Annotated in this window: 14 protein-coding genes; 2 read left to right on the top strand and 12 right to left on the bottom strand. The window is 32.7% G+C overall.

Features of this window, described 5'->3' with window-relative positions; genetic code table 11:
* The 5 genes from BUE22_RS23780 to BUE22_RS21015 form a co-directional block, all read right to left on the bottom strand.
* Positions 1–691: hypothetical protein (locus BUE22_RS23780; RefSeq protein ID WP_159438492.1), on the bottom strand; the 691-nt coding region annotated here is incomplete at its 3' end.
* A 661-nt stretch (positions 692–1,352) separates the two neighbouring features.
* Complete coding sequence (locus BUE22_RS21030) at positions 1,353–3,254, bottom strand: alpha/beta fold hydrolase (protein ID WP_073397959.1); 1,902 nt, start codon at positions 3,252–3,254, stop codon at positions 1,353–1,355.
* Between the two features lie 159 nt (positions 3,255–3,413).
* Positions 3,414–3,743, bottom strand: a complete 330-nt coding sequence (locus tag BUE22_RS21025) for a peptidase associated/transthyretin-like domain-containing protein (RefSeq protein ID WP_124020543.1) — start codon at positions 3,741–3,743, stop codon at positions 3,414–3,416.
* Positions 3,744–4,001: 258 nt separating this feature from the next.
* Positions 4,002–6,023, bottom strand: coding sequence for a sensor histidine kinase (locus tag BUE22_RS21020; RefSeq protein WP_243396860.1), 2,022 nt, complete (start codon positions 6,021–6,023; stop codon positions 4,002–4,004).
* Positions 6,024–6,129: 106 nt separating this feature from the next.
* Entirely contained in the window at positions 6,130–6,372 is a 243-nt protein-coding gene (locus tag BUE22_RS21015) for a hypothetical protein (protein ID WP_073397957.1), read from the bottom strand.
* A 107-nt stretch (positions 6,373–6,479) separates the two neighbouring features.
* On the opposite strand from BUE22_RS21015, the gene BUE22_RS21010 reads away from it, so the two are divergent.
* Positions 6,480–7,157 (top strand): response regulator, encoded by a 678-nt coding sequence (locus BUE22_RS21010; RefSeq protein ID WP_243396859.1) that lies wholly within the window; start codon positions 6,480–6,482, stop codon positions 7,155–7,157.
* Between the two features lie 398 nt (positions 7,158–7,555).
* Here the strand turns inward: BUE22_RS21010 and BUE22_RS21005 are convergent, their stop codons facing one another.
* The 6 genes from BUE22_RS21005 to BUE22_RS20980 form a co-directional block, all read right to left on the bottom strand.
* The gene (locus tag BUE22_RS21005) at positions 7,556–9,934 is read right to left on the bottom strand and encodes a DUF4982 domain-containing protein (RefSeq protein WP_243396768.1); all 2,379 of its coding nucleotides are present in this window, start codon (positions 9,932–9,934) and stop codon (positions 7,556–7,558) included.
* Positions 9,935–10,077: 143 nt separating this feature from the next.
* On the bottom strand, positions 10,078–11,037 hold the full coding sequence (locus BUE22_RS21000) for a glycoside hydrolase family 53 protein (protein WP_244152491.1): 960 nt from the start codon (positions 11,035–11,037) through the stop codon (positions 10,078–10,080).
* Positions 11,038–11,112: 75 nt separating this feature from the next.
* On the bottom strand, positions 11,113–12,210 hold the full coding sequence (locus tag BUE22_RS20995; protein ID WP_073397955.1) for a glycoside hydrolase family 53 protein: 1,098 nt from the start codon (positions 12,208–12,210) through the stop codon (positions 11,113–11,115).
* 106 nt (positions 12,211–12,316) lie between these two features.
* On the bottom strand, positions 12,317–13,384 hold the full coding sequence (locus BUE22_RS20990) for a SusE domain-containing protein (protein ID WP_073397954.1): 1,068 nt from the start codon (positions 13,382–13,384) through the stop codon (positions 12,317–12,319).
* A gap of 33 nt (positions 13,385–13,417) precedes the next feature.
* A complete protein-coding gene (locus BUE22_RS20985; RefSeq protein WP_207761260.1) occupies positions 13,418–15,025 on the bottom strand; it encodes a RagB/SusD family nutrient uptake outer membrane protein in 1,608 nt (535 codons plus the stop codon).
* Positions 15,026–15,030: 5 nt separating this feature from the next.
* On the bottom strand, positions 15,031–17,973 hold the full coding sequence (locus tag BUE22_RS20980; protein WP_073397952.1) for a SusC/RagA family TonB-linked outer membrane protein: 2,943 nt from the start codon (positions 17,971–17,973) through the stop codon (positions 15,031–15,033).
* A gap of 1,036 nt (positions 17,974–19,009) precedes the next feature.
* Here BUE22_RS20980 and BUE22_RS20975 point away from each other — a divergent pair.
* Positions 19,010–23,068 (top strand): hybrid sensor histidine kinase/response regulator transcription factor, encoded by a 4,059-nt coding sequence (locus BUE22_RS20975; RefSeq protein ID WP_073397951.1) that lies wholly within the window; start codon positions 19,010–19,012, stop codon positions 23,066–23,068.
* Between the two features lie 313 nt (positions 23,069–23,381).
* Here BUE22_RS20975 and BUE22_RS20970 read toward each other — a convergent pair whose 3' ends face one another.
* Positions 23,382–25,820: a glycoside hydrolase family 95 protein gene (locus BUE22_RS20970; RefSeq protein WP_243396766.1), complete on the bottom strand. Its 2,439-nt coding sequence runs from the start codon at positions 25,818–25,820 to the stop codon at positions 23,382–23,384.
* Between the last annotated feature and the right edge of the window lie 34 nt (positions 25,821–25,854).

Here is a 25,854-nt window from a genome sequence, read left to right as displayed (position 1 = left end):
GATAATCTACTGTAGTATTGTTAAAATCAAATAATAACTGATGTTTCTCTTCTGAGCCTAATAAATCAAACTCATTTGTGTCACCGTTAATAAATTCCTGAAGATGGACTAAAATTTTCCTAAAACCGGAACCTAAATGCTGTAGTAATGATTTTTCGACAAAATCTTCATTATAGTAAATTACTAATTCTAATACCTCATCGGTTATATTAAAATTTAATAAAACGCCTTTGCATTTACTCGCCTCTATTGACCCATCGTTTAAACTGATTCCAAAATGGGAATAACAGGCTAAATCCAAACAGGCTGAATCATAGGCTGCATAAGCCAATTTGTTTTGGATTTCTTCGGATATTGTTTGTAAATGCTCCTTAAAAGATTTGTTTGATGAATTGGTATCGTCTTCCAAAAAGAAAGGATTGGAATCTTTATTTCCTATCAAAGAGTTGTAAGAGGTAATAATGCCTGTATAATTATAAAAATATTTGTGCAGCAATAGGGAATATATCGCAGTAATTATTGAAAATTGTGAAAGACGATTATTATTGGATATCTTTTGCAAATATCCCAAGTCTTCCAATTCAATTGTGTATTTAAAGGAGCTAATTTCTTTATTTAACGGGAATACCGGCTCTTTGCCCTTGATTTTGTTATTCCAAAAAAGCTCTGCAATTTTATTAATGTTTTCCATGAAACTTATAACATTTTATTTAACGAGTGTATCTTTTATATCATCGAGAGAAATAAAGATCAAAATATTCAACGCAGTATTTTAGTAGTATTTTTAATCAAAAATGACAATTCATACTTAGTATAAAACAGTTAACTATTCTAAAAAAATTCATTAATAATACATGAACTTTATTATAGCATAACGCAAAAATAACATAGCGCTTAATAAAAAATTACGGACTTTACAGGTAAAACTTACGGCTTATTACCAACTTGTTTAAGTTTAGAAAATTGCCATAAAAAAAGCATTTATATAAAAGGAAATAGTTTTGATCTGGACACATTTTTTTAAGAAATCATATCTTCCTAAATATTTCCATCTCTTTGTTTTACATTACAAGTTGTAATTTTTCGAGTGTTTTTTTTAAATTTTATGCGGATTAACCCAAGACGTTTTTTACTTAAGTGATTTATTTCTGTTTTTAAATCCCTGACAAGAGTTGCTTTATGCTAAATTCATACGCCCTATAGACTTTTCCTTCAGCGGTTTGAGGTTTGTGTAAACATAAACTTTTCTCTACTGGGCAGTATTTGGAGTGGATAACGAAAGAAGTAATCGAATAGCATAAGTTATTATATTATAAATCACTTTATAATATTAATAACTTGCACCTTATCAATTAGAAGATTCCCCAATAGGAGAAATAAATAATTACTAATATAAAAGAAAATGCTATCGAAAAAACCACTTCTATGTATGGTATAATCTTTATTTTAAGTAGTAAGTAGAATACACTAATAATTGTTGTTCCAATAAATATATAATTTAAAATAAATAAAAAATTATATTTTTCAGGCAATCCAAATAGTAGAATAAAAAGATTGTATTTAGAAGTCTGAAAAATAGCCCAAATGAAACCAAATACTACAATCATCCCTAACAAAGAGTTTGCGATAAATAAGTATTTCAATAGGTTCAAATCTTTATTTTTATTTCTAAAAATTGAAAAAACACAATACAAGAATGTACCAAAAATTATTATTAATGCAATAATCAACGGCGATAAAAATAACAGAATTGGTTTATTTAGACTTTTTGCCAACTTAGATATTCCAGGATTATATTTAATATCAGAAATAAATTCAATTTGACTTAATTTTTCTTTTACTTCAGGTTTCTTATCAGGTGTTTTTACAAAATGCTCTACTATACCCTTTCCAGCTTTTGAAAAACTTGTTGCATGACCATAAGGCATTTCAAATAGAAAGCTGTTTTTATATTTTTTTGCAATTTCCTTACCGTTATATAAAGGTGTAATTGGATCATATTTTCCGGCAAAAATTAAAGCTTTAATGTGATTGCTTTTTTGTGCTGAATTTATTTTTTTTGCGCCAATTCCCCATTCTTCACAAACAGACAAGTCTGAACGATAAAATAATATTCCTCCTTTATTTTTTTTAAATACAGAAGCATTTTTGTCATATTCCGCAATACTTTTATCTGTAAACCCATCATTACATGAAACGCAATAATAAGTACCAAAGTCTCTTTTTAATGCTTCAGAAAAAGCATCTACTAAATTCGCTAATATAAATTTATCTTCTTTATAAAAACCGTTTATTATTAAAGGAATCAATTCAATTAATTGTTGATTATAAAGAGATTGATGAATAATTATTTTAAAATCATCAGCATTATAGGTAAATTTTTCTGTTTGAACAATAGCTTTCTCAACATTTACCTCTATGCCTTTTTTACTCAATTTATTTATTACTGAATAATATTTTGATTCTAAATCAGGGTATTTTTGTTTACTTTCCTTAAAAAGGGTATTCAGACTATTAATATAATTAAAAGTATTATTTTTATAATATTCATTAATATCATTAATCGGAGAATCCAGAATAATGCCTTCGAAATCATTTGGAAATTGATCAGAATAAACTTGTGAGATATAAGTACCATAAGATATACCATATACAAACCATTTGTTTATGCCTAATGATTTTTTTAATGCGTGTAAATCTTTTGAAATATTTAAACTATTATACGCTTTTATATCTATTCCTTTTACAATAAGGTCATTTTTGCATTGTTCTGAAACATTGACAATTTCATTTATATCTTTAGTTGTACTATTATTTTCGGCAAGCACTTGCAAAATCTGTTCTCCAAGTTTAGGACAAAGAGCAGGTTCAGAAAAACCAGTACCCCTTAAATCAACAAGTATAATATTTGCTTCGTTTCTTAAAGGATGATTTAACCATTTTTTGATAGGGCCTATGCACCAACCACCTGGACCACCAGAAATATGTACTACGTTTTTACTTGACTTTTTTAAACACGGTAGAACAGCGACAGCCAATTTTATGGTTTTATTTGAACTGGTATTTTCCCAATTTTCAGGAACATTGAAACGATACCATTTTATATTTTGGCTATTTACTTCCTTCCAGTCTGGAAAATAACTTGCAGTGGTTTGAAGTTGATAGTCATTTGGATTTTGCGCATTTACGTGTAAAAATAAATGAAAAAAAATGATGCAAATAAATAGTTTTTTAATGTCGCGTTTAATTCTCATTCGTGTATTTAAAATAATATCCTAAATTTTAGCTAATCTTATTACTGCCTTTTTAGTTGTTTCTTGACCAAAGTAACTTTCTTCGACTATATGAACAGTCAATCCCGTACCAATAAAAAATTTAAATTAAAGGAGTAAATAAGAATTTAAAGTGTGTTTTTACCAAGTATTTTGTAAATAAATTTCCCCCAATGATTCATTTTTATTTATTATTTCCTTTGTTATACTATATTTAGTATATTGTTCAACAGTTATTTCTAAAATATATTTATTTGGTGGTAAATCTTTTATGATAAACTCTCCATTTTTATCATTAAAATGTAACTCTTTAACAAAAACACTATCTCTTTCTTGAAAAACTTTAATTTTAAATATCGATACAGGGCTGAATCCGTGATCAACTAATCTCCCCCATATTGAATAATTATTTATTCCATTAAAAGACATAAAAAGAAATGAAATGAATATTAAATATTGAATCTTTTTCATTTACCGTTTTTTAGTTTATTTTTTTGCTTTTGGTTTTATAAATCTTGAAAATTTATAATTTTTATTTTGTTGATTTTTATTTCACGAAAATAACAGTAACATTTAGCTAAAAATTACGGAATTTAAATATAAAAATTACGGAATTGCATTTTTTCTGAAGGTAAAACTATTTTACAATCACTAATAAATATTGGTATGGTTCTTTAAAGTAAGAAGGAATAAACTTGAAAGAAAATTTAAATCATTTAAGATCCAGATTTAAAAATGAAGTGTAACTTTAATTTTCGTTCCCACCCCAATTTTAGATTCTATATGAAATTCCCCTTTAAGAGAATTCGTTCGCTCTTTTATGTTGGTTAACCCTATGCCATTTTTTTTATTCTTAATATCAAAACCCTGTCCATCATCTACAATAGAGATTATTAAGGAAGCATCATTAAACTTTTGAACACTTATTTCACAATTTTTAGCATTTGCATACTTGTTAACATTCAAAATAGCTTCCTGAATTATACGATATAAATTTATCTTATATAAATTTTGAATACTTGACCATTCAAACATTCCATCATTTAGGTATTTAAACTGGGTAAAGCTAATGTCTTTTTGATTTTCAATTAAATTTAATAACAAAACATCAAAATCATTATCTTCCAAAAAAGAACTTCGACTTAAGTCATGTGAAATAGTTCTAATCTCATTCTCAATATTTTGTAATTCAAAAATATATTCTTTTCTTTTTTCAATTATTTTCTCGTCAACTTTAGAATTAAAGAAACCTAAGTTCATTCGAACACCATAAATTTTATTCATTATGCCATCATGTAATTCTTTTGCTATTTTAGCTTTCTCATTCTCTTTTGCAACATTTATTTTTTCATTTTGCTCAGTCAACAGCTGGTAGATTTCTTCATTAGCTTTTTGCTGTTCCTTTAAAAACTCCAACTCTTTATTTTTATATTTTAAAGATCTTAAAACAATAATTATTATCAATAATAAGATTAGTCCAAATGAAATAATTAAAATGTAAAAGTTCTTTTTTGTCAAAATTTTATTTTCATCCTCAATTCTTGAGGTTTCATATTCAATTCTGGCATACTTATTATGAGCATTTTTTTGAAGTGTATTGATACTATCACTTAACTTTATATATTCATTTGCATAAAACAACCTGTGCGTTTTATCTATTTTGGAGAGAAATTTTAACGATGTTAATATTTCGTTACTATTCTTAATTTTAACTGCTAATTGATTAGCTTCTTTTAAAATTTGAATTGCTTTTGTAGTATCCTTCTGGCTTAAAAAATATTCTCCAATATGTATCTTTTTATATAAAATATCCGACTCTGCTCCAATACTATCAACAATCTTTAAGGATTCAAAAAACATTAAACCAATATTCTCATAATTCCTGTTTTTCATCTTAGAATAAGCCAAATTGCTTAAAACATTAGCATATAATCTAGGATTGCTTTTTTTTAAATCTGCTGAAAGCAGACTCTTTAATATTTTAATAGACTTCGGGAATTCACCTTTTAAATCATATAAGTTACAGATATTAATCATAGAAGATACATAGTAATTGTTTATCTCATTACTATCATCATTACCATTAATTTTCATTTTTTCTAATTCACCTAAAGCCAATTTGTGATAATGTAATGCTTCGTCATACTCAACCAATTTTTCTAAACAATTACCTATTAATGTGTTACAAGAGAAAATCAACTGATGATTTGTAGATTTCTTTAAATATCGTAATGCTTTAGCAATTTCAACCTCACATTCAACATAATTTCCATTATAAAATAAAACATAGGCTTTATTGAATAACATTCTGCCAACATTATCATAGTCATGTATATTATAATATAGTTTTTCTGCAAGTAAATAATAAAAGTAAGCACTGTCTTTTTTTGAGTTAATATAACAATCACCCACATAATAGGATGCCTTTGCCATTCTAATACTATCGTCTGACTGTTTTGATAGTCGCAATGCATTTAAACTAGCAGATAAAGATTTTTCAAAATTATTGATGTAATAATATTCTGTTGCCGTTTTCAAATATGAATTTCTGACAGTTGAATCATTTTTTTTTAATTTTAATAAATCTACTATTGAATCTAGATATTTCTCTTTTTTATTTTTCCCTAATTTATCTATATAATTTTTATCAAAAAAAATAGCTGCATTTTTATCATAAGCAACAGAATCATTTTTTTTGCATGAAAATAATAGTAGTAGAAATAGTAAAATTATATAAGCAAGAGTTCTCAAGATTGTAATTATTATTTTAAATTTCAAATATACTATTATGAAACAAGAAGACTATGCAATTAAGTATAAATCACATAGTCTATCTTGAAATAATTATAACCCTGAATTATTTAGCTCTTGGGGGTATCGGATTACTTGGGTCTCCATTAACACTCATAATCTCCATATTTAAAATCACAGTCGTTGAATCATTTCTTTTTTTATTTAATTCATTTTTAAAATCAGTCTGTGGACTAATTTTAAAATTACGACTTTTAACTTCAGGAACTTCATAACTATCATCATTAGAGCATGAATAGGTTAATAAAGAAAAGGAAACAAGGCCTACAATGTATAATTTGCTTTTCATAAAATTTATATTAATATCATTTAGTACAAAAAAACATCCTAGATTTACTTCAATTGTACGGTAAATCCGTAATATTTAATTATCTTTGATACCCTATTTAAAAAAAAATGAAGATTAGTCTTAAGATTTTGATCGTTGACGATCACCCCATGACAGTTGATAGCTATATTAACCTACTATCTGACACGGATTTTCAAAAAAAACAGCCAAGTTTTATAAAAAGTTATAATTGTGAGGATGCATATAACAAAATAAAACTGCAACAAATAGAAAACATAAATATTGATTTTGCTTTATTAGATATTAGCCTGCCTCCTTTTAAAGAGCTTAATATTAATAATGGCATTGATTTAGCTATACTTATTAGAGAAAAATTTGCAAATTGCAAAATTGTACTGCTTACAATGCATAGTGATCCCTTAACGGTAGATAAAATCATTAAGGAAATAAAACCTGAAGGATTCATTTCAAAAAGCGATATTAACTTTGAATTGTTTCCAATCATTTGCAAAAAAATTCTTGAAGGTGATATATATAGAAGTAATACCATAATACAATCTCAAAGAAATTTATTTAAAAAAAATATAAATTGGGATAAACATGACAATCAAATTTTAACCTTAATTTACCAAGGAGTTAAAACTGTCAATCTTCCTAACTACATACCTCTTTCAATGAGTGCAATAGAAAAAAGAAAAGCAAACATAAAAGATCAACTTTTAAAGGGAAAAGGCAGTGATAAAGATCTAATTGAAAAAGCTAAAAAACTAGGATTATTACAGTAATTGGAGTTGCTTTCTTAATTAGGGATTAAGGTAGTAACAACTTGTTTTTTGATGCTATAATTCTACATTATTAATTAAAAGTTAAATCACATTAGGAAGCAGCTTTTGGTTGCGACTCAGACATTCTTTATGTGAAAAAGCTTTAAAACATATTGTAAAAATTACATTTTATTTTCACAACCTGATTTGATATAGTAAGGCATAACAAAAGTATTATAGGCCTGTTTAAGTAATTAAACAAAAGAGACGATCCAGTGAGTGGGTCGTCTCTTTTGTTTAATTACAAATTATAATTTTATATTCTTTTTCAGTTGATTACTTTTATGTAAAACACTAATCTAAAAACATCATGGTAATTTTGAAAAGGAAAAACATTTTCCACAATTAGAATATCCCAATTAAAATTCTGACTTTAAATTTATTTTACCCTTCTGAAGCCCTTTACCCGTTACTTCCAATTGTATTATTCCTGCCATTTCGACTGATTTAACCAAAACAACCAGTTTACCGCTAAAAAGCTTCATTTTATTTTCATGAAATATTTCCAGAGATGTAGCGTCACCATTACATGCCGCTCTGTACGTTGCAGCTCCAGTTACCTTAAATTGCAATTCATTAACTGCTGTAGGACATGGAATTCCGTTTTTATCTACAACCGAAACGGTTATAAAAGAAATATCATCTCCATCAGCCTTAATGACTTTACGATCTGCTTCGAGAATGATTTTATAAGGATCTCCGGCGGTTTTAACCTCGCTTTCGACAGCTATTTTTCCATTTGAATCAAATGCTACAACTTTTACAGTTCCAGGCTCATATTTTATATCATTCCACATTAAACGATAGCGGTTTTGCGGAGTTGAATTGTTTTTTTTCTGAACGCCCATACTTTTTCCATTTACGAAAAGTTCTGCGCTGTCGTAATTTGTGTAAACGAAAACCGGCGTAATTTCTCCTTCTCTTCCTTTCCAGTTCCAATGTGGCAAGATATGGAGTGTTTTATCCTCCTTATTCCATCTGCTTCTGTAAAGGTAAAAACGGTCTTTAGGAAGTCCTGCCAAATCAGAGATTCCGAAATAAGAACTTCTTGACGGCCATTTTTCATCATAAGGTGTTGGTTCTCCTAAATAGTCAAAACCAGTCCAGACAAATTCGCCAATAACCCACGGTTTATCATCCTGAAGCACAAAATCTTCATCAGGAACATTTGACCAGCTGCAAGCTTCAAGATCATAAGACGAACATTGAAGATCATCGTATTGTTTCTCTTTTTGCTGTACAACAGGAAATTTATAAATTCCTCTTGAACTCACCGTTGAAGCTGTTTCTGATCCTAAAATAAATCCCTGTGGAAATGATTTATAAGCTTCTTCATAAAGATGAACTCTATAATTCAAACCAGGAACATCTAATAAAGACCCAAAACCGGATGCCATAGTTTGTTTTACCTGATCCATTCCCACCGTTACCGGACGCGTAGGATCTTCTCTATGAAAAACATCCTGCAAAAATTTAGCTCTGGTCAAACCTTCCGCTCCATATTGATCCGGAACTTCATTTCCTGAACTCCACATGACAATACAAGGATGATTTCTGGTGGCTCTCACTAAATTTACAATGTCTTTTTCAGCATATTCTTCAAAAAAACGATGATATCCGTTTTGTACTTTGGGTTTAGCCCATTCATCAAAACTTTCAGCTAAAAACATAAAACCCATTTCATCAGCCAATTCAAGCTGTTCAAAAGAAGGCATATTATGAGAGCTTCGGATCGCATTGCATCCCATATCTTTTAGAATCGTAAGCTGTCTTCGAAGTGCCGCTTTGTTTACCGCAGCACCAAGCGGACCAAGATCATGATGCAGACAAACTCCTTTAAATTTTGTCACTTTTCCGTTAAGGCTAAATCCTTTATGGGCTTCGTATTTAATAGATCTGATCCCGAATTTTGTACTTTGTTCGTCTTTTAAAGTTCCGTCAGCTGCGTATAATTTGGTAATGGCAGTATACAAATAAGGCGTTTCAGGACTCCATAAATGAGGTTTTGCAACAGAAATATTTTGATGAAATTTTCCATCTTTGATTTCTGTAACTTTCTGTGTTGCTACTATAGTATTAGCTGCATCTTTTATTTGAGTTACCATCGACAAATTATTACCACTTACCTCAGCTTTAAGATCAACAACAGCAGTATTTTCTTTGATGTCCGGAGTTGTAATAAAAGTTCCCCATTGTACAAAGCTTTCCTCCTCTTTTACCTCAATACTCACTTTTCTGTATAAACCAGCTCCTGGATACCATCTTGAAGAAAATGGCATATTGGTCAATTTTACTGCTAATATATTTTCTGATCCCGGAATAAGATCTTTGCTAATATCAATATAAAAATAGCTGTATCCGTAACCCCACTCTCCTATTTTTTTTCCATTTAAAAAAACCTGAGGTTCGCTCATCGCACCTTCAAAAATAAGAAGTGCTTTTTTTCCTTTTTTAAACTCAGGAATAGAAAATGTGTTGCGATACCAACCTGTACCGATATGCGGAAGTGCACCTGTACGACCTGTTTTTTCAGTAGGAACTTTTTCTCCGTTTTGTTCAATTGCCGAAACTTGCTTGTCCCATTCTTTATCAAAAGGCCCGTATATAGCCCAATCGTGTGGCACACTCACTTTTTCCCATTTTGAAGCATCAAAATTTACAGAAAAGGCTTCTTCTGTTACTTCTTTCGAAAAACGCCAGTTGTCTTTTAAAACAACAGTCGTTGATTGTGACATCATTTTTCCACACGAAAAAACCAGTAGAAATACGAATAATATTGATCTAAAAATTAATTTCATTTTTTGTTTTATTTTTCTACCATTAAGATATTAAGATCATTTAGCTTTATGAAACTTAATATCTTAATGGTAAAATTTAATTTTTAATTTTTGAAAGCATCCAATGCCGGTGAAGGTTTACCGTCAGAAAGCCAAGCATTTAATTGATAACCGCTCCAACTTTTTTCACCTTGCGGTTCCCAATAAATAACGCCTAAACCTTTATGATCAGGTACGCTTTTTACCGCTTTTATAGTAGCTTCCAGCATTTCTTTGGTGTTTTGTACTTGTTCAAAATCACCACCAACTTCGACCACCATAACTTCTTTATTGTAGCGGGAAGCCATGTCTTTTAGATTATTTTCTAAATCTAAAATGGTGCTTTGATAATCGGTTTTGATCCAATATGGATAATATGACAAACCAATTACATCATATTTTACCTTATTTTCAGTGGCTTTATCAAAAAACCATCTGAATTTTTCACTTTTATTTCCTTCGTCTAAATGAACAATAACTTTAATTTTTGGATCGATGGCTTTTGTAGCTTCATATCCTTTATCAAGTAATTGTGCCAGCTGATTAAAATTATCTGTATGTCCTTCCGGCCAAAGCATACCACTCGGAATTTCATTTCCAACCTGAACCCATTCCGGCGTTACTCCTGCATTTTTCAACAGTTGCAAAACATCATACGTATGTTGGTAAACATCGGTTAACAATTCCTGAAAAGAATGTTTTGCCCATGCAGCAGGTTTATTTTGTTTACCGGGATCTGCCCAGGAATCGCTGTAATGAAAATCGATCATAATACGCATTCCCATTTTTTGCGCGCGAACTGCCATAACAACTGTTTCTTGGGGACTACAGTGTCCGCTGGCTTTATCATCATTCGGATTTACCCAAACACGCAATCTGATCGTATTTATTCCACGGTCTTTTAGTAATTGCAGACAGTCCTTCTCAGAACCGTCTGCGTCATAAAATTTATAACCTGTCGCTTCCATTTGAGGCAGCCAACCGATATCAGCTCCTTTTGAAAAGGAGTTTTTTTCGCTAATCATTTTTGATTTACATGAAGTAAATGCAAGTACAATTAGCATCAAAAAAGATATAATTTTAAGTGAATTTTTCATGTTTTAGTCTTTGCTGAAAGCCTCCATTACTGATAATGCATTATTGTCAAAACTATATAAAGCCTGATTTTCGAATGTAGAACCACTTGTTGATTGTTGTCCTTTAAAAGCAACCCACTCGCCTCCCCAATACGCAAATCCTTGTCCGAATTGAGATGTTTTTACTATGTTTTTAATTTCCATAACAAAAGTTCTTTGTCCCGCCGGAGTTGCAGGATATCCCGGTACCAACTGATCGTTTGTTCCTACAATATTATTAGTCTGATCATTGTGCAATAAGGTAAAAGGATAAGCGGTTTCTGCAATCAGGACTTTTTTACCGAATTTTTCCCCTAAAGCATCAATGGTATTTTTTACTTCTGTCAAATCTTTACCGTGCCAAACAGGATAATATGATAATCCGATATAATCATAATCAACACTTTTCATTTTGGTAAAAAACCAATCAGTTGCACCACCGTTTACACCTGCATAATGAATCATTATTTTTGTATTTGGCGCTTTACTGCGAATTGTTGCACTGGCAGCAGTTAATAAGGCGATACATTGCTCTTCGTTACTAATTAAATTTCCTTGCGGCCACAATAATCCACTATTGATTTCATTACCAATTTGGATAATATCCGGATTGATTTCTGTAATTATTGTTGATGTATAATTGGTAACGGCTGTTTTTAAATCGGTAAAAGATAAATTTTCCCATTCTTTTGGAGTGGTCTGTATTGCAGGATCGGCCCAATTATCAGAATAATGAACCGTAAGCCAAATTCTAAGTCCTGCTTGTCTTGCTTTTTGAGCCAATTGTTTTACTTCGCTTAAACCAGAACGCCCATTTACAGGGTTTTTCCATAAACGAATTCGGACTGTATTACAACCTGCATTTTTTAGTGTTGTAAGCATTCCTTCTACTTTGCCGTTGCTGTAAAATTTAGTCCCTAAAGATTCCATTTGAGGAAGAAAAGAAACATCTGATGCTCTGATAAAAGTATCAGTTGCATCTGGCGGATTCACTGCTTCTGTATCTGCATTATCATTACTTGAGCACGAAAACTGAATTGCCGTTATAGCAAGTAACCCAAGAATTTTTATATATTTTTTCATGAGATGAGTTATAATGATTGAAATTTTGAATTTTAAAATAAGTTTCTTTTAATGTTAAAGAAGAAGCCTCAAAATAAGCTGAGGCTTCTCTTATTTTTTAATTCAATTATGGAGTTGGTATGAATGTGTAACGTCCATCTAAGTCATTGAACCAGATTTCATATTTTCCAGCCTCAACAATAATATCTCCACCATTATCGCCCCAGCTAACATCCCAGCTGTTGTTTGCTTTAAATTTCATTTTTCCGGCTTGCAAAGTTTGAGTAACTTTCCAGATATGTCCATCAAAATCAGATTTTACTAAAGGAACATCCATATTCCATCCGGCGTCATCTCCTGTTAATACCGATCCCGTTAAAGTGATTGCTGCATACGTTGTCATTGGTCCTGTGTAAGGCTCAATTTTATAAGTTAGTTCTTCAAGATTAATTTCAAAACTATAATAACCTGAAGCTGTCGTAGGGAAAACACCCGGATCAGTATCGCTTTCTGTTGCTCTGTATTGTACTGCAGCACCATTTGTTCCGTAAGCCGGAGCCCAGAAACCAATTTGCTCAATTAATTTAAAACCATCTTTATTAAAATATCCTGTATAATAGAACTTTGCGTTTTCTTTTGTATCTCTGTAAATTGGCATATTGTTACTCGTTACACTCCATCCTGCAGCGGTGCCAGGTCCTACTAAAAACAAATCAATTTTAGGGAATATACCTCTGTAAGGAGTCAATGCAATCGTAATTGGCGTAGAAAGTTTTGGCTCTGAAAGTGTTGTTCCAACCGTTGATTTAATTCTAACATCGATTGTTCCTTCAACCTCAGCCGTAAGACCAAGCTCAAGTGCTTTTGCATTCAGTTCTGCTACTGTAATACTGGCGTGAGTAGAAGTTGTAGACGTAATATCTACCGGAGCTGCAAATTCAGTATTACTGGCTGCAAACTGTACGGTATAGGTAACGATAGTAGGTGTTCCGTAACTCACTTTTTCCCAGGTAAAAGTCAGGGCAGTATTGTTAGGTGTGTCTTTATTTAAAATAGTCGAAGAACCGTTATCAGGAGTAATCATTGAAAAAGCAGCTTCCTGAGGCTCTACGATCATCAAATCCGTTTCGTTTTCACAAGACCAAAGTCCTGTAATTAAGGTAATAGCTATAAAAAATTTATATATATGTTTCATTTTTTTGTATCGTTTATGTTAAAAAAAAAAAAATTAGTAACCCGTGTTTTGAGTCAAATTTCTATTGGCTCCCAATGATCCTTCCGGAATAGGAAAAACGCTCATGTAAGAAGGTATAGCGATTCCTTTTGAAGAATTTCCCTTCCATGCCCAATTGTAAGATCCTCCCGTATATTTTCCAAAACGGATTAAATCTTGTCTTCGGTGTGCTTCCCAATGTAATTCACGTGCTCTTTCATCAATTAAAAAATCAAGCGTTAATTCACTTAAAGTAATGTTTCCAACAGTCGAATTACTATTAGCTCTTTGTCTTAAGGCATTTACATAATCTAATGCTTGTGTCGTAGTTCCGTTTCCGCCTCTTAAAGTCGCTTCAGCATACATTAAATAAACATCGGCTAATCTGAATAATGGAAAATCAGTATCAGCATAAGTAGAACTTACACCGCTAACTCCTGCGGTAGTTTTATTAGAAAATTTAGATAAAATATAACCTTGTGTTTTTACGCCAATATCTTCAATATCAATTGATCTTTGTTTTGCCGGATCGCCCTGAACTCCTCTTCCTACTGTATTTCTGGTATCCTGACTGAATTTTGTACCGTCAAATTTTTGAGCAAATTCTTTTCTGATTCTAAGTGCTCCTGTCCAGCCGCCAACTCCAAAATCAGCACCATTGTTTTCCCAGGCACCAATTTGTCCGTTTGTTAAAACAGTTGTTGCTCCCCAGTTTTGAGAAACCGCCCCATCCGACTGGATTCCAAAAATGATTTCTTCAGAGGTATTGTTATCTGCTTTAAAATTGTCCAAATATTTTGGCTTTAAAGTATAACCGCTTGCTATAATTTCATTACACATTGTAATACAATCATCAAAACGATCGGCTTGAATATATACCTCGGCATTCAAATATATTTTTGCCAGAATCATACGTGCCATAGATTGGTCTAATCTTCCGTATTCATTCGTTCTGGCTGCTTTTAAATCCGGTAAAACAGCTTTAAGCTCTGTTTCGATAAAATCAAATAATTGTTTTCTGTTAAACTCAGGTCCGGTAAAATTTACAGGATCATTTTCGGTATACATTGGTGCTTTTCCAAATAAATCCATCATGTTATAATACGCATACGCTCTTAAAACACGAACTTCCTGACGATAAAGTGCTATATCGGCCAAAGTTGCAGCATTTGTAATACCTCTTGAAGTTAGTTTTTCTGGTGTACTCTGACGTAAAAATTCGTTTGCATAAGAAACAGAAACCATCGTTCTGCTGAACATTCCCAAAATAACAGGATTTGCAGCTGTCCAGATATTACGCTGTAATTCTGCGGTTCCTCCATCATTTTCATAACTCCAAACCAGTTCGTCCGTCGTTAATTCCTGCATGTATAATAAACATCTTGTAAACTGGCTTGTTCCGGCATCGACACCTTCCAGAGACGAATCATTAGGGCCAATAACTCCGGTTAAAGTCAGGTTTCCGTACACACCTGCGAAAGCTTGTTTATATCCCTCAGGCGTAGAAAATAATACATCAGAAGAAAGAACATCATCATCTTCTGAGACTACATTTAAATCATCAGTACAAGACTGAAAAACGGTAGTCAATGCTAAAATTGTTATTAAAATATATTTTTTCATCTTTATTAAAATTTAAGATTAAGACCAAATAAGATGGATCGTTGTCTTGGATAAATCGTTTTATCTACACCATTGTTGGTAATTTCAGGATCTAAACCACTATATTTTGTAATTACAAAAACGTTCTGAACTCCTGTTGATATTCTTAACGATGCTTTACTATTTAACCAGTTGTTCAAAGTATATCCTAACGTAACATTGTCCATTTTTAAGAAAGAAGCATTCTCTATATAAAGATCTGACAATACAACATTTGAAGTAGTTTGAAAATTAGTTTCTGTTATCTGAGACGGAACATTACTTAAAACCCCTCCGTTTTCCATAGCATCATATTGTGCTCTGCTTGCGTCTACGGCATTATAAATTCGGTTACCAATACTGGCTCTTAAATTGAATGAAAAATCGAATTTTTTATAATTCATATTAGATGCAAATCCCAATGTAAAATCAGGATCCGGATTGTTATAGATATATTTATCTTCGTCATTTCTGATATTATCGCCATTTAAATCTGCAAAAGCGCCTTCAATTGGTTTTCCTTCGTTGTTGTATAATTGTTTGTATACGTAAAAAGAATAAGGAGTATAACCTTCTCTGAAAATTTGTCCCGGAGTTCCTGTTCCTGCAATGTTGTCTCCTAAAAAGATATCGCTTCCGTTTACCAGATTTTTGATTCTTCTTTCGAATTTGGCAATATTAAAATTCATATTCCAATTGAAATTCTCTGTTTTAACAGCATTCGCATTAAGCGTAAACTCGACTCCTTTTGTGGTAAAGCTCCCTACGTTTTGATACACGCGGTTCGAGAAATTACTACCATCAGATATTGCAGCATTTACCAATAAATCTTTCGATTCTTTGTAATAAACATCAAGTCCGGCAGATAAGCGATTGTTTAAAAAACCAAAATCAAGACCTGCATTGTATGAAGTGGTTTCTTCCCATTTCAAATTGTTCGTTCTTTTTGAAGGAAGTGCAACCGGAATTGGGCTTTCGCCGAAGTAGTATTCAGAATTTCCACCGCCAAGCTGGTATTTTTGTAAATATCCGTTTGGTTCAGGAATATCCTGCTGACCAGTAATTCCATAACTTAATCTTAATTTCAAGTCAGATAATACCGTGCTTTCTTTAAAGAAATCTTCTTTGATTTTCCATGCAAAAGCTACGGATGGGAAATTCCCCCAACGATTCGCTTCTTCAAATCTCGAAGAACCATCTCTTCTGTAAGACAGCGTTAATAAATATTTGTCTCTAAAATTTAAATTTGTTCTGGCAAAGAATCCTAATAAAACAACATCTGTATCCAGAGTCGTTTCAGGATATGTTGATGGTAAATCCGGGTTTAGAATATTACCTGTTTCAAATTTTGAACTTTGAAATTTTTGATACGAATAACCACCTGTCATTTCAAAATTCAATGCATTAAAAGTTTTATTATAAACTAAATAAGTATCTAATAATTTGTTTTTTCTGGTTGCTTCTGTATATTCATTTGTCCCGTACGGAATGTTGTTGTTTGACGGAGCAGAACCGGCATCGGCACCTACCAATCTTCTTCTGTCCCCATTCGATTCATCATAACCAACATTCACAACAGCTCTTAAAGCGGGTAAAAAATGAAATTTATAATCAATTTCAAAATTTCCGAAAATTCTGTCATTTGTTCCTCTGTCGTTTGTATTCAACAATTGCGAAACAGGATTTCTTGCTGCAGTCGATACTAACGGATAATTTCCGTTGGCGTCTACACCTGTAGTATATTCAAAATAACCTCCGTAAGGCGCACCATCCACTTTTATGGGCTGCGTTGGGTCAAAACCAATGGCCGATCCTTCAACAGCATCTGTAAATCTGTTTATTTCGTTTGTATAATTGGCCGAAAGCCTTAATTTTAAATGATTGTCAAGAAAAGTTGGATTCATTACTAAACCAACCGTGTTTCTTTTAAAATTATTGGTTAAACGCAATCCCTGCTGATCTGTATTTCCCAGCGTTAAACTCGTTGGAATGATATTAAATAAACTTCCTCTAACGGCTAAACTTTGATCTACCGTTCCTGTGTTTCTGTAAATTGCTTTTTGCCAATCTGTATTTGCAGTTCCCAGTTTATCCAGATCATCGCTTCTTCTGTCTGCAATAACGCCTCTAAATTCATCTGCACTTAAAACATCAACCGTTTTAATCAGTGTACCCGCAGCATATTGTACATTATAATCTACAGATAATGTTTTACTTCCTTTTTTGGTAGTAATAATAATAACACCATTTGAAGCGCGGGAACCATAAATCGCAGACGCCGATGCATCTTTTAAAACCGTAATAGATTCTACAGTCGCAGGATTTAATGAGGCTAAAAATGAAGAGGCTCCTGTATTTGTCGTATTATCAAGCGGTAATCCATCGATGACAATAAGAGGATCGTTACTTGCAAAAAGTGAACTTCCTCCTCGAATTCTAATTTGAGAACTAGACCCCGGAGCACCAGTTGAATTTACGGTTAAACCAGCTACTCTTCCGTTAAGCAGATTTTCTGTAGTAATATTATTTCCTTTGTTAAAGTCTTTTGTAGAAAGTGCAGTAACAGATCCGGTAGCATCTTTCTTTTTAACGCTTCCGTAACCTACCTGAACAACAACTTCCTTTAGTTGATTATTATCTTCTTCAAGAGAAACAGTTATGTTTTTTTGTCCGGCAACTGCGATAGTCTGATTGGTATAACCGGTATAGGAAAACGTAATTTTACTATCTGCTTTTACTCCGGATAATTGAAATTTTCCATCAAAGTCGGTCGATGTACTACTATTTGTTCCAGATACTTTTATGTTTACTCCTGGTATGGGCTGCTTTGTCCCTTTTTCCAGGACAACACCGCTAATCGTGTTTTGAGCCAAAACACAAAAAGGAAGCAAGAATAATAAAAGTAAAAATTTGGTTTTAATTATTTTCATACTTTTTTAATTGGGTTGGTTTAAGTTAGTTTTTATTAATTAACTGTGGTAAAATGATTGCAGAGATATTAAGTTTACTCTTTTTTTTTACATTAAGAAAAGGTTTTTCTCAATGAATTTTTCTTTGGAATGTTGGTCATGTTTAAAGTGTTTTTGGTTAAGATAATTGGTTAGTTTGTTTTAGTTGACTTACTCTGAACAAAAAATAAAATAAGATTACTCAAACGTTATAGCTTATCAACTCACTCTGCAAATTAAGTACAGAGCCAGATATTAAGACAGGGAAAAATTCATTTATAAAAGGGGACAATTTCGTAAAAGTGTCTGCTCAACACTTAATAAAAACAGATTCTTCAATTTTTTCTGTCAAAAAAAATGATAATCCAAATTATTGTCCGTTAAAATAATAGATTTAATAACAAATTAGCTTCGGATTTTAATCGGTTTATTCTGAAAAAATAAGATTAAAAAAAACTTTAAATCTCAATTTTTACATTAGAAAATTGAAAAAAAACGATACTATCAGAAACTATCACTTTGCGTGCAATTATTTTTATCACATAGAAACATAAAATTATTGCAAATAAAATCCGTTTTTATCCGCGTTTTTACGAAGTAAATCTGTTTTATCCGCGTCAAAATTAGACGCTGATTTTACTGATTCGCTAAAGCGAAAATGCTGATAAAAACGGATTTTTCTAATTACTTTCCTGATTAAACTATAGTAATTTTATAGATTTCCGCTTAACCAATGACATTCTGCTTCGGGACTATGTGTGAGAAACTAGTTTCTTTTGATTTATCTTTTCAAAATCATTAAATCTATGTTTCTATGTGTTAGAAAAAAATTGCGCCCAACAGGTAATCACTATCTAAAAAACCAGTAGTGTTTTTTAAACATTACATAATAATTGTTTTAATTTCGCAAAGTATACAGATTTCAAATATATTCACATAAAAATTGATCCGGCTTTTAGATCGCAACTCTTCCATTTTTCGTATATCAAAGAGCAACGTGCTTTATAAAAAAAAATCTATGAATAAGTTAACGTTCTTTCTTGTTATTAGTCTTTTGCATATAAATGCATTTGGACAGAATTACCCGATAAGACATCTTGATATTTCATTAGGACTTTCAAACAATTCTGTTGCCTCTATTTATCAGGATCAAAATGGCTATATGTGGTTTGGAACTTTTGATGGACTGAACCGATATGATGGAAATGATTTTAAGATTTACCGCCATATTCATATAGATCCAAATTCGATTCAGGGAAATGCCATTAGTTGTATCGAAGGTGACTTTGAAAATAATTTGTGGATAGGAACAACTGCCGGACCTGTAGTTTTTAATGCAGAACGATCTTCTTTTAGCCCACTGAAATATTATGATACGAATAAAAAAATAAAACCTTTAAACGTTACCGCCTACGAAATCATTGCGGTACATTCTCTGCACATCATTCTTGTCGCTGCAAAAGAGGCGATCGTACTTTATAAAGAAGGTGAGAAAATTGGAACAGCAATCCCTTTTAACGGAAAATTAAATTACATCGCAAGATCAATATCTTATAATGAGAAAAAGCAAAACTTCTATGTTTTTATAACCGGAACTGGTCTTTGCCAGTACGATATTAAATCAAATAAACTAACACTTCTCAACAATACAATTACAGGCGCAAATTGCATTAAACTTACAAATGACGGACTCTGGATTGGATCAGACGAAGGGGCGTATTTATATAATGATAATCTGAATAGTTATTCTAAAAATTACTTTCTGGAAAAAACAGTCGTACGCGATTTTTTTCAGCAGGAAAACAGACTCTGGATTGCTACCGACGGTGCAGGACTTTATACGATTACCAAAAATCAATCTACTCCAATTTTATATCGTGCCAGCGGTCCGGTTGCATTGCTTAACAGTACATCTTTGTATGATATATTCGAAAGTAAAACCGGAGAAATGTGGTTTGGAACCCTGCGTGGCGGCGTAAGCATGATGGGGAAAAAACCGCTCGATTTTAATCATTTTAAAAGCAAGGATCCACTAACCAATAAAGAAGACGAAGATCCTGCCGCAAACTTCATGCTTTCTTTCTGTGAAGATGAAAAGAAAAACATCTGGATTGGTACTGATGGCGCCGGAATGCGATACTGGAACAGAAAACAAAATACTTACGATGTTTACTCGACAACTTCATCTGCCGGCAGAAAGATTCAGAGCAATTTTGTTACAAGCATTGTTAGGGATGCTGATAACGCGGTTTGGGTTGCTATGTGGAAAGGCGGTGTTTGCCGAATTGTTCCTAAATCAAAAGCAATCCAGAATTTCTCCATTTACAATCAATTTACTAAAAAAGCAGAACAAGAATCGTGGCTGCTGTTTTTAGATTCAAAAAAAACGCTGTGGCTTGCCGTTACTAACGGCGGAGCGCTATATCAACTGGATAGAAAACAAAATAAATTCATTTGCTACAGTAATACTTTGCGCGATGTAACTTGCCTTTACGAAACCAAAGACGGGAAAATCTGGGGCGGAACTTTCAATTCTTTTTTTGAAATAAATCCAAAAAACAAAAAAGTAAAAAACTATCACTCCGATTATACTATCAGATGTATAACCGAAGATCAAAACAAAAATCTCTGGATTGGTACTGTCGAAGGCGGTCTGCTTTTTTTCAACCCAAAAACAGGCACTTCTAAAAAATATACCACACAAAACGGCCTTTCGAGTAATACAATCCTTCGCCTTCTGGAAGATCAAAAAGGAGATTTATGGATGAGTACCTATCACGGAATTTCGAGATTGAACCCCAAGAACAATACTTTCAGAAATTTTGGAGTTTCTGATGGACTTCAAGGCAGTCAATTTAGCTGGAATGCAGGTACTGAACTTTCGACAGGAGAATTTATTTTTGGCGGTATAAACGGATTCAATGTTTTTGATCCTGACAATATAAAAGACAAAAAAAATACGGGCAAATTTTTATTGAATGATTTACTGGTAAACAATCAACCTTTAAAATTAGACAGTCCGTATATCACAGAAAAAAAACTCGAAATGATAAGCGGCGCCGAACTTCCTTATGAAAAATCGGCATTGAGTTTTGATTTTGTTTATCTTGATTATGTCAATTCCGAAAAAATTAATACCGCTTATTTCCTCGAAGGTTGGGACAAAGACTGGAATTATACTTCAAAAAACAACCGGGCAAATTATTCCCGACTAACGGAAGGAACCTATTTTTTTAAAGTAAAAACAACCGATGTTTTTGGAAATTGGACGAATGAAGTAACGCTGGCAACGGTAAAAATCCTTCCGCCCTGGTACAGAACATGGTGGGCTTATACTTTTTACCTTATTGCTGCTGCCGGTGCCATTTATGCCTATGTAAGGTATCATAAAAATAAGGAAAGACTTCGCTACGAAATAAAATTGACCCGTATGGAGCATAAAAAAGACAAGGAACATGCCGAAAAGCAGTTTTCTATGTTTACTTATATGGCTCATGAACTGCGCACTCCCCTATCTTTAATTATAAATCCGCTAAAAAGTGCAATCGACAGAAAATCCCGTTCTGAAGATGATCTCGATCTGAATCTTGCCTATAAAAATGCCAAAAGATTATTGAGTCTTACGGATCAGTTGCTGTTGTTTAGAAAAGCTGAAACAGATCTTGATGAACTCAAAATTTCTAAGATTAATTTAAACAGTTTGTGCCGTGAAATCTATGACAGCTTTACGCAAATGGCGTCAGTTAAAAGTTTAAATTATCAGTTTATTGAAGAAAAAACAGCAGCTGAAATATATGGCGATTATGAAAAAATAGAAATTACGCTTTTCAATTTAATCTCAAATGCCTTCAAATTCACACCAAATAAAGGAACTATAAGTATTGAAATCATCGAGAAAACGGCTGATGTTTCGATTATTATATCGGATACCGGCAGCGGAATTAACGAGAATGATATTGATACTATTTTTGAAGAATTCAAGCAAGGTCAGTCCAAAACCAGCAATGGTTTTGGAATAGGTCTTTATGTTGCCAAATATTTTGTGACTAAACATCATGGAGAAATAACGTGTAAAAGCGAAGTAGGAAAAGGTACTTCGTTTACGATTACACTTCCAAAAGGAAAAAGTCATTTTGCAGAAATAAACATCAATGAAAATTATCCGCAAATGTCGCCTCTTGTAGGTGAACTTTTAGAAGGAATGCCGGCAGATAATCAAAATACAAATCAACCTACAAATCCCGAAAATATACAGTCAGCATTAATCAGTACGAAAAAAGTACTTTTAATCGTTGAAGACAATCCCGAAATGAATCATTATCTGGTACAGCTTTTTACCAAAAACTATATTGTGTATTCGGCAGTAAATGGAATTGAAGGATTAAAACTTGTTGAAAAACACATGCCTGATATTGTACTGAGCGATATTTCTATGGAAGGCATGAACGGTTTGGATTTATGTAAAAAAATCAAACAAAATGATGATTTAAGCCATATTCCGGTGATACTTCTCACAGCTACAACCAGCAATGACATTCATTTGCAGAGCATTACCGAAGGTGCAGATGATTATGTTACCAAACCTTTTGACAGTGATATACTTCTGGCGCGTGTTGATGCTGTTCTTCGAAACAGGGGGCAATTACGCAAGTATTTCTTAGACAGTATTACACTTCGTGAAAATGTCAATAAAGTTCCTGTTGAATACAAAGAATTTCTTGATAAATGTATCGAAATCGTCGAGGCCAATCTTGAAAACAGCGAATTTAATTTAAAGAGTTTTTCTGCCGCAATGGGCATGAGTCATTCTAGTCTTTACAAAAAGATTAAAGCGATTTCGGGGCAAACTGTAAATGTTTTTATCAGGTCGATCAGAATCCGCAGAGCTGCCGTAATTATGCTTACTGAAAATATTAATATCGCGCAGGTTGGACCTCAGGTAGGTATAGAAGATCAACGTTATTTCCGCCAACAGTTCGTAAAATTGTTTGGGATGAAACCTTCAGAGTATATCAAAAAATACAGAAATTCTTTTAATAAGGAATTGAATATCATTCAGAAGAGAGATATTACGTAATTAATTCAAGCTAATTAATAAGTGTAGTCCCTACGGGACAAAAAATGGCACAAATAATTGATTTCTACCAATATGTAATCTCTCCGAGATATTTTTTAGTACTCCGTTAGAAGTTAAATATTGGTAGAATTTAAACACAATATTGTCATTTCGACGAAGGAGAAATCTCCGTGAGAAGCTCGACAAAGATTGGATTCTCTTTGCGGAGTTACTCGTGGAGATTTCTCCTTCGTCGAAATGACAAAATCTTTACGATTTTGCGTCTTTGCGAGAGATTTATTCACAATAATATTATATACTTTTCCCAGAAAATCTATTTGGATGGTACTATAATATATGAAATTCCCTTTTTAGTTTCAAATACTGCAGAATAACCTATAGACGATTTCTCACTTTTGATATTAAGCTTTTCAATTACAAATGGTGTTTCAGCTCTTACAGAACATTTACCGCCATTATTAGACAAAATTGTACCCTGTGTCATTTTACCACCCTCCCACTTTATAGCTACAGTAAAATTACCTTTTGCCGTAATGCCTTTTATTTCACCGTCTGTCCAGGCATCGGGAAGAGCGGGAAGCAGATGAATTTCTTTATTCTGACTTTGCATTAACAGCTCAATAACGCCTGCGGTTCCGGCAAAATTTCCGTCTATCTGAAAAGGTGGATGAGCATCAAAAAGATTCGGATAACATCCTCCATGTCTGCTGTACTTCGGATCATTATCTTTTGTTAATCTCAATTGGTTTTTGAATAATTTATAAGCATGATTTCCATCTAAAAGTCTTGCCCACATATTTACTTTCCACGCAAGGCTCCAGCCAGTACCATCATCGCCGCGAAGTTCTAATGTTTTCTTTGCAGCTTCAGCTAATTCCGGAGTTTTTAATGGCGAAATTAAATTAGCAGGATGTAAAGCATATAAATGAGAAGTATGCCTGTGATGCGGATCTTCATCTTCAAAATCTTTGTACCATTCCTGAAGCTGTCCTTTACTGCCAATTTGAAAAGGTAGTAATTTGTCTGCTGCCTGGCTTACCGTTTGTCTGAATTCTAAATCGGTATTGAGTACTTTAGAAGCTTCGATGGTATTTTCAAATAAATCTTTTATGATTCCAATATCCATCGTCGAAGCAGTCGTGACAACACCTCCTTTTTTTCCATCATAAAAATATTTGTTTTCCGGTGATGTCGAAGGCATGGTTACCAGATAACCATTTTTGTCTTTTTGCAGCCAGTCTAAACTAAATTCTGCCGCACCTTTTATTATTGGATATACTTTTTTAAGATATGCCACATCGCCTGTATATTGGTAATGTTCCCATAAATGTCTGCTTAACCAATTGGCGCCCATGTACCAATTGGCCCACATAGGATCTCCTTTTCCAAAATCACCAACCGGATTTGTGGTTGCCCATATATCCGAATTATGATGCAATACCCAACCGTTGGCATGATAATAACTTTTGGCAGTTTCAGCTCCTGTTACAGAAACATTTTTTATGAACTCGTCAAGCGGAAAAAACAATTCAGATAAACTTCCTGATTCTACAGGCCAGTAATTCATTTGTAAATTAATGTTTGTGGTATAATTACTGCTCCAGGGAGCGCGAAGTTTATTGTTCCAAATGCCTTGTAAGTTGGCTGGCGTATTGTGTGTGCGTGAAGATGAAATTAAAAGATAACGTCCGTATTGAAAAAATAAAGCTTCAAGTCCGGCATCTTTTTCTCCTTTCGCATATTGTTCTAATCTTGTATCTGTAGGCAGATTAGATTTATTGGTTTCTTTTTGATTAAGTTGTAATGAAACTCTATTAAAGAAATGCTGAAAATCTGCAATATGTTCTTTTAATAAACTATCGTATTTTTTGGCAACAACTTTTTTAATTGGACTTTCTGCCAATTTATGTTCGTCTTTTCCCTGACTATCCGGGCATTTATCAAATCCATTGAAACTGGTTGCTGCTGAAACAAAAAGTAATACTTCAGATGCATTTTTAATCACTAGTTTGTTTCCATCAGAACTTACTTCTCCATCTTTTATAATTGGTTTTATAATCAATTCAAAACGCATTCCTCTACAACCTGCTACATCATCATAAATAACGGGTTCTTTATTGTAATCAATATAATTTGGGTCTGAATGAGATGGTGCTTTTCCGTTTAAAACCAACGCCTGATTTTGTATTGTTTTTTGATTTCTTAAAAGGCTTGAAGCATCAATTGTAAGAGAAAGTTTTTTTAACTGATCTGCCGAAAGTTTAATAACAATACATTGTGCCGGTGCCGAAGCAAATATTTCTCTTTTATAATTTACGCTATCAATTTTAAAATTGGTTACTGCTAAACCTGTTTCAATATCAAGACTTCTGTTATAAGAATCCGCTTTTTGTCCGTTAAAATTCTGATTTAAAATAAGATCTCCCAACGGCATAAAACTTTCGCTGTAAGCACCCTGCATATTTTTAGTCAAATTATAAGCTTTTTCAAAATCTTCATTCGTTAATGCTTCCCTAATCTGCGCCAGATTTTTAAAAGCATCCGGATTCACATTTTTCTGCACGGGGCCGCCGCTCCACAAAGTAGCTTCATTCAACTGAATTAATTCAGAATCTACCCTTCCAAAAACCATTGCGCCCAGAGTTCCATTTCCAATAGGAAGCGCTTCTGTCCATTCGACAGCGGGTTTATCGTATTGAAGTTTTAAATTTTGTGCATAACACGAAAATCCAGTAATTACAGCAATAAGCACAAAGACCTTTTTAAAAAAATGATAAAGCATGGTA

The sequence above is a fragment of the Flavobacterium pectinovorum genome, assembly GCF_900142715.1.
In the GTDB taxonomy this organism is placed as follows: domain Bacteria; phylum Bacteroidota; class Bacteroidia; order Flavobacteriales; family Flavobacteriaceae; genus Flavobacterium; species Flavobacterium pectinovorum.
This window is presented reverse-complemented; position numbering and strand designations above follow the sequence as displayed.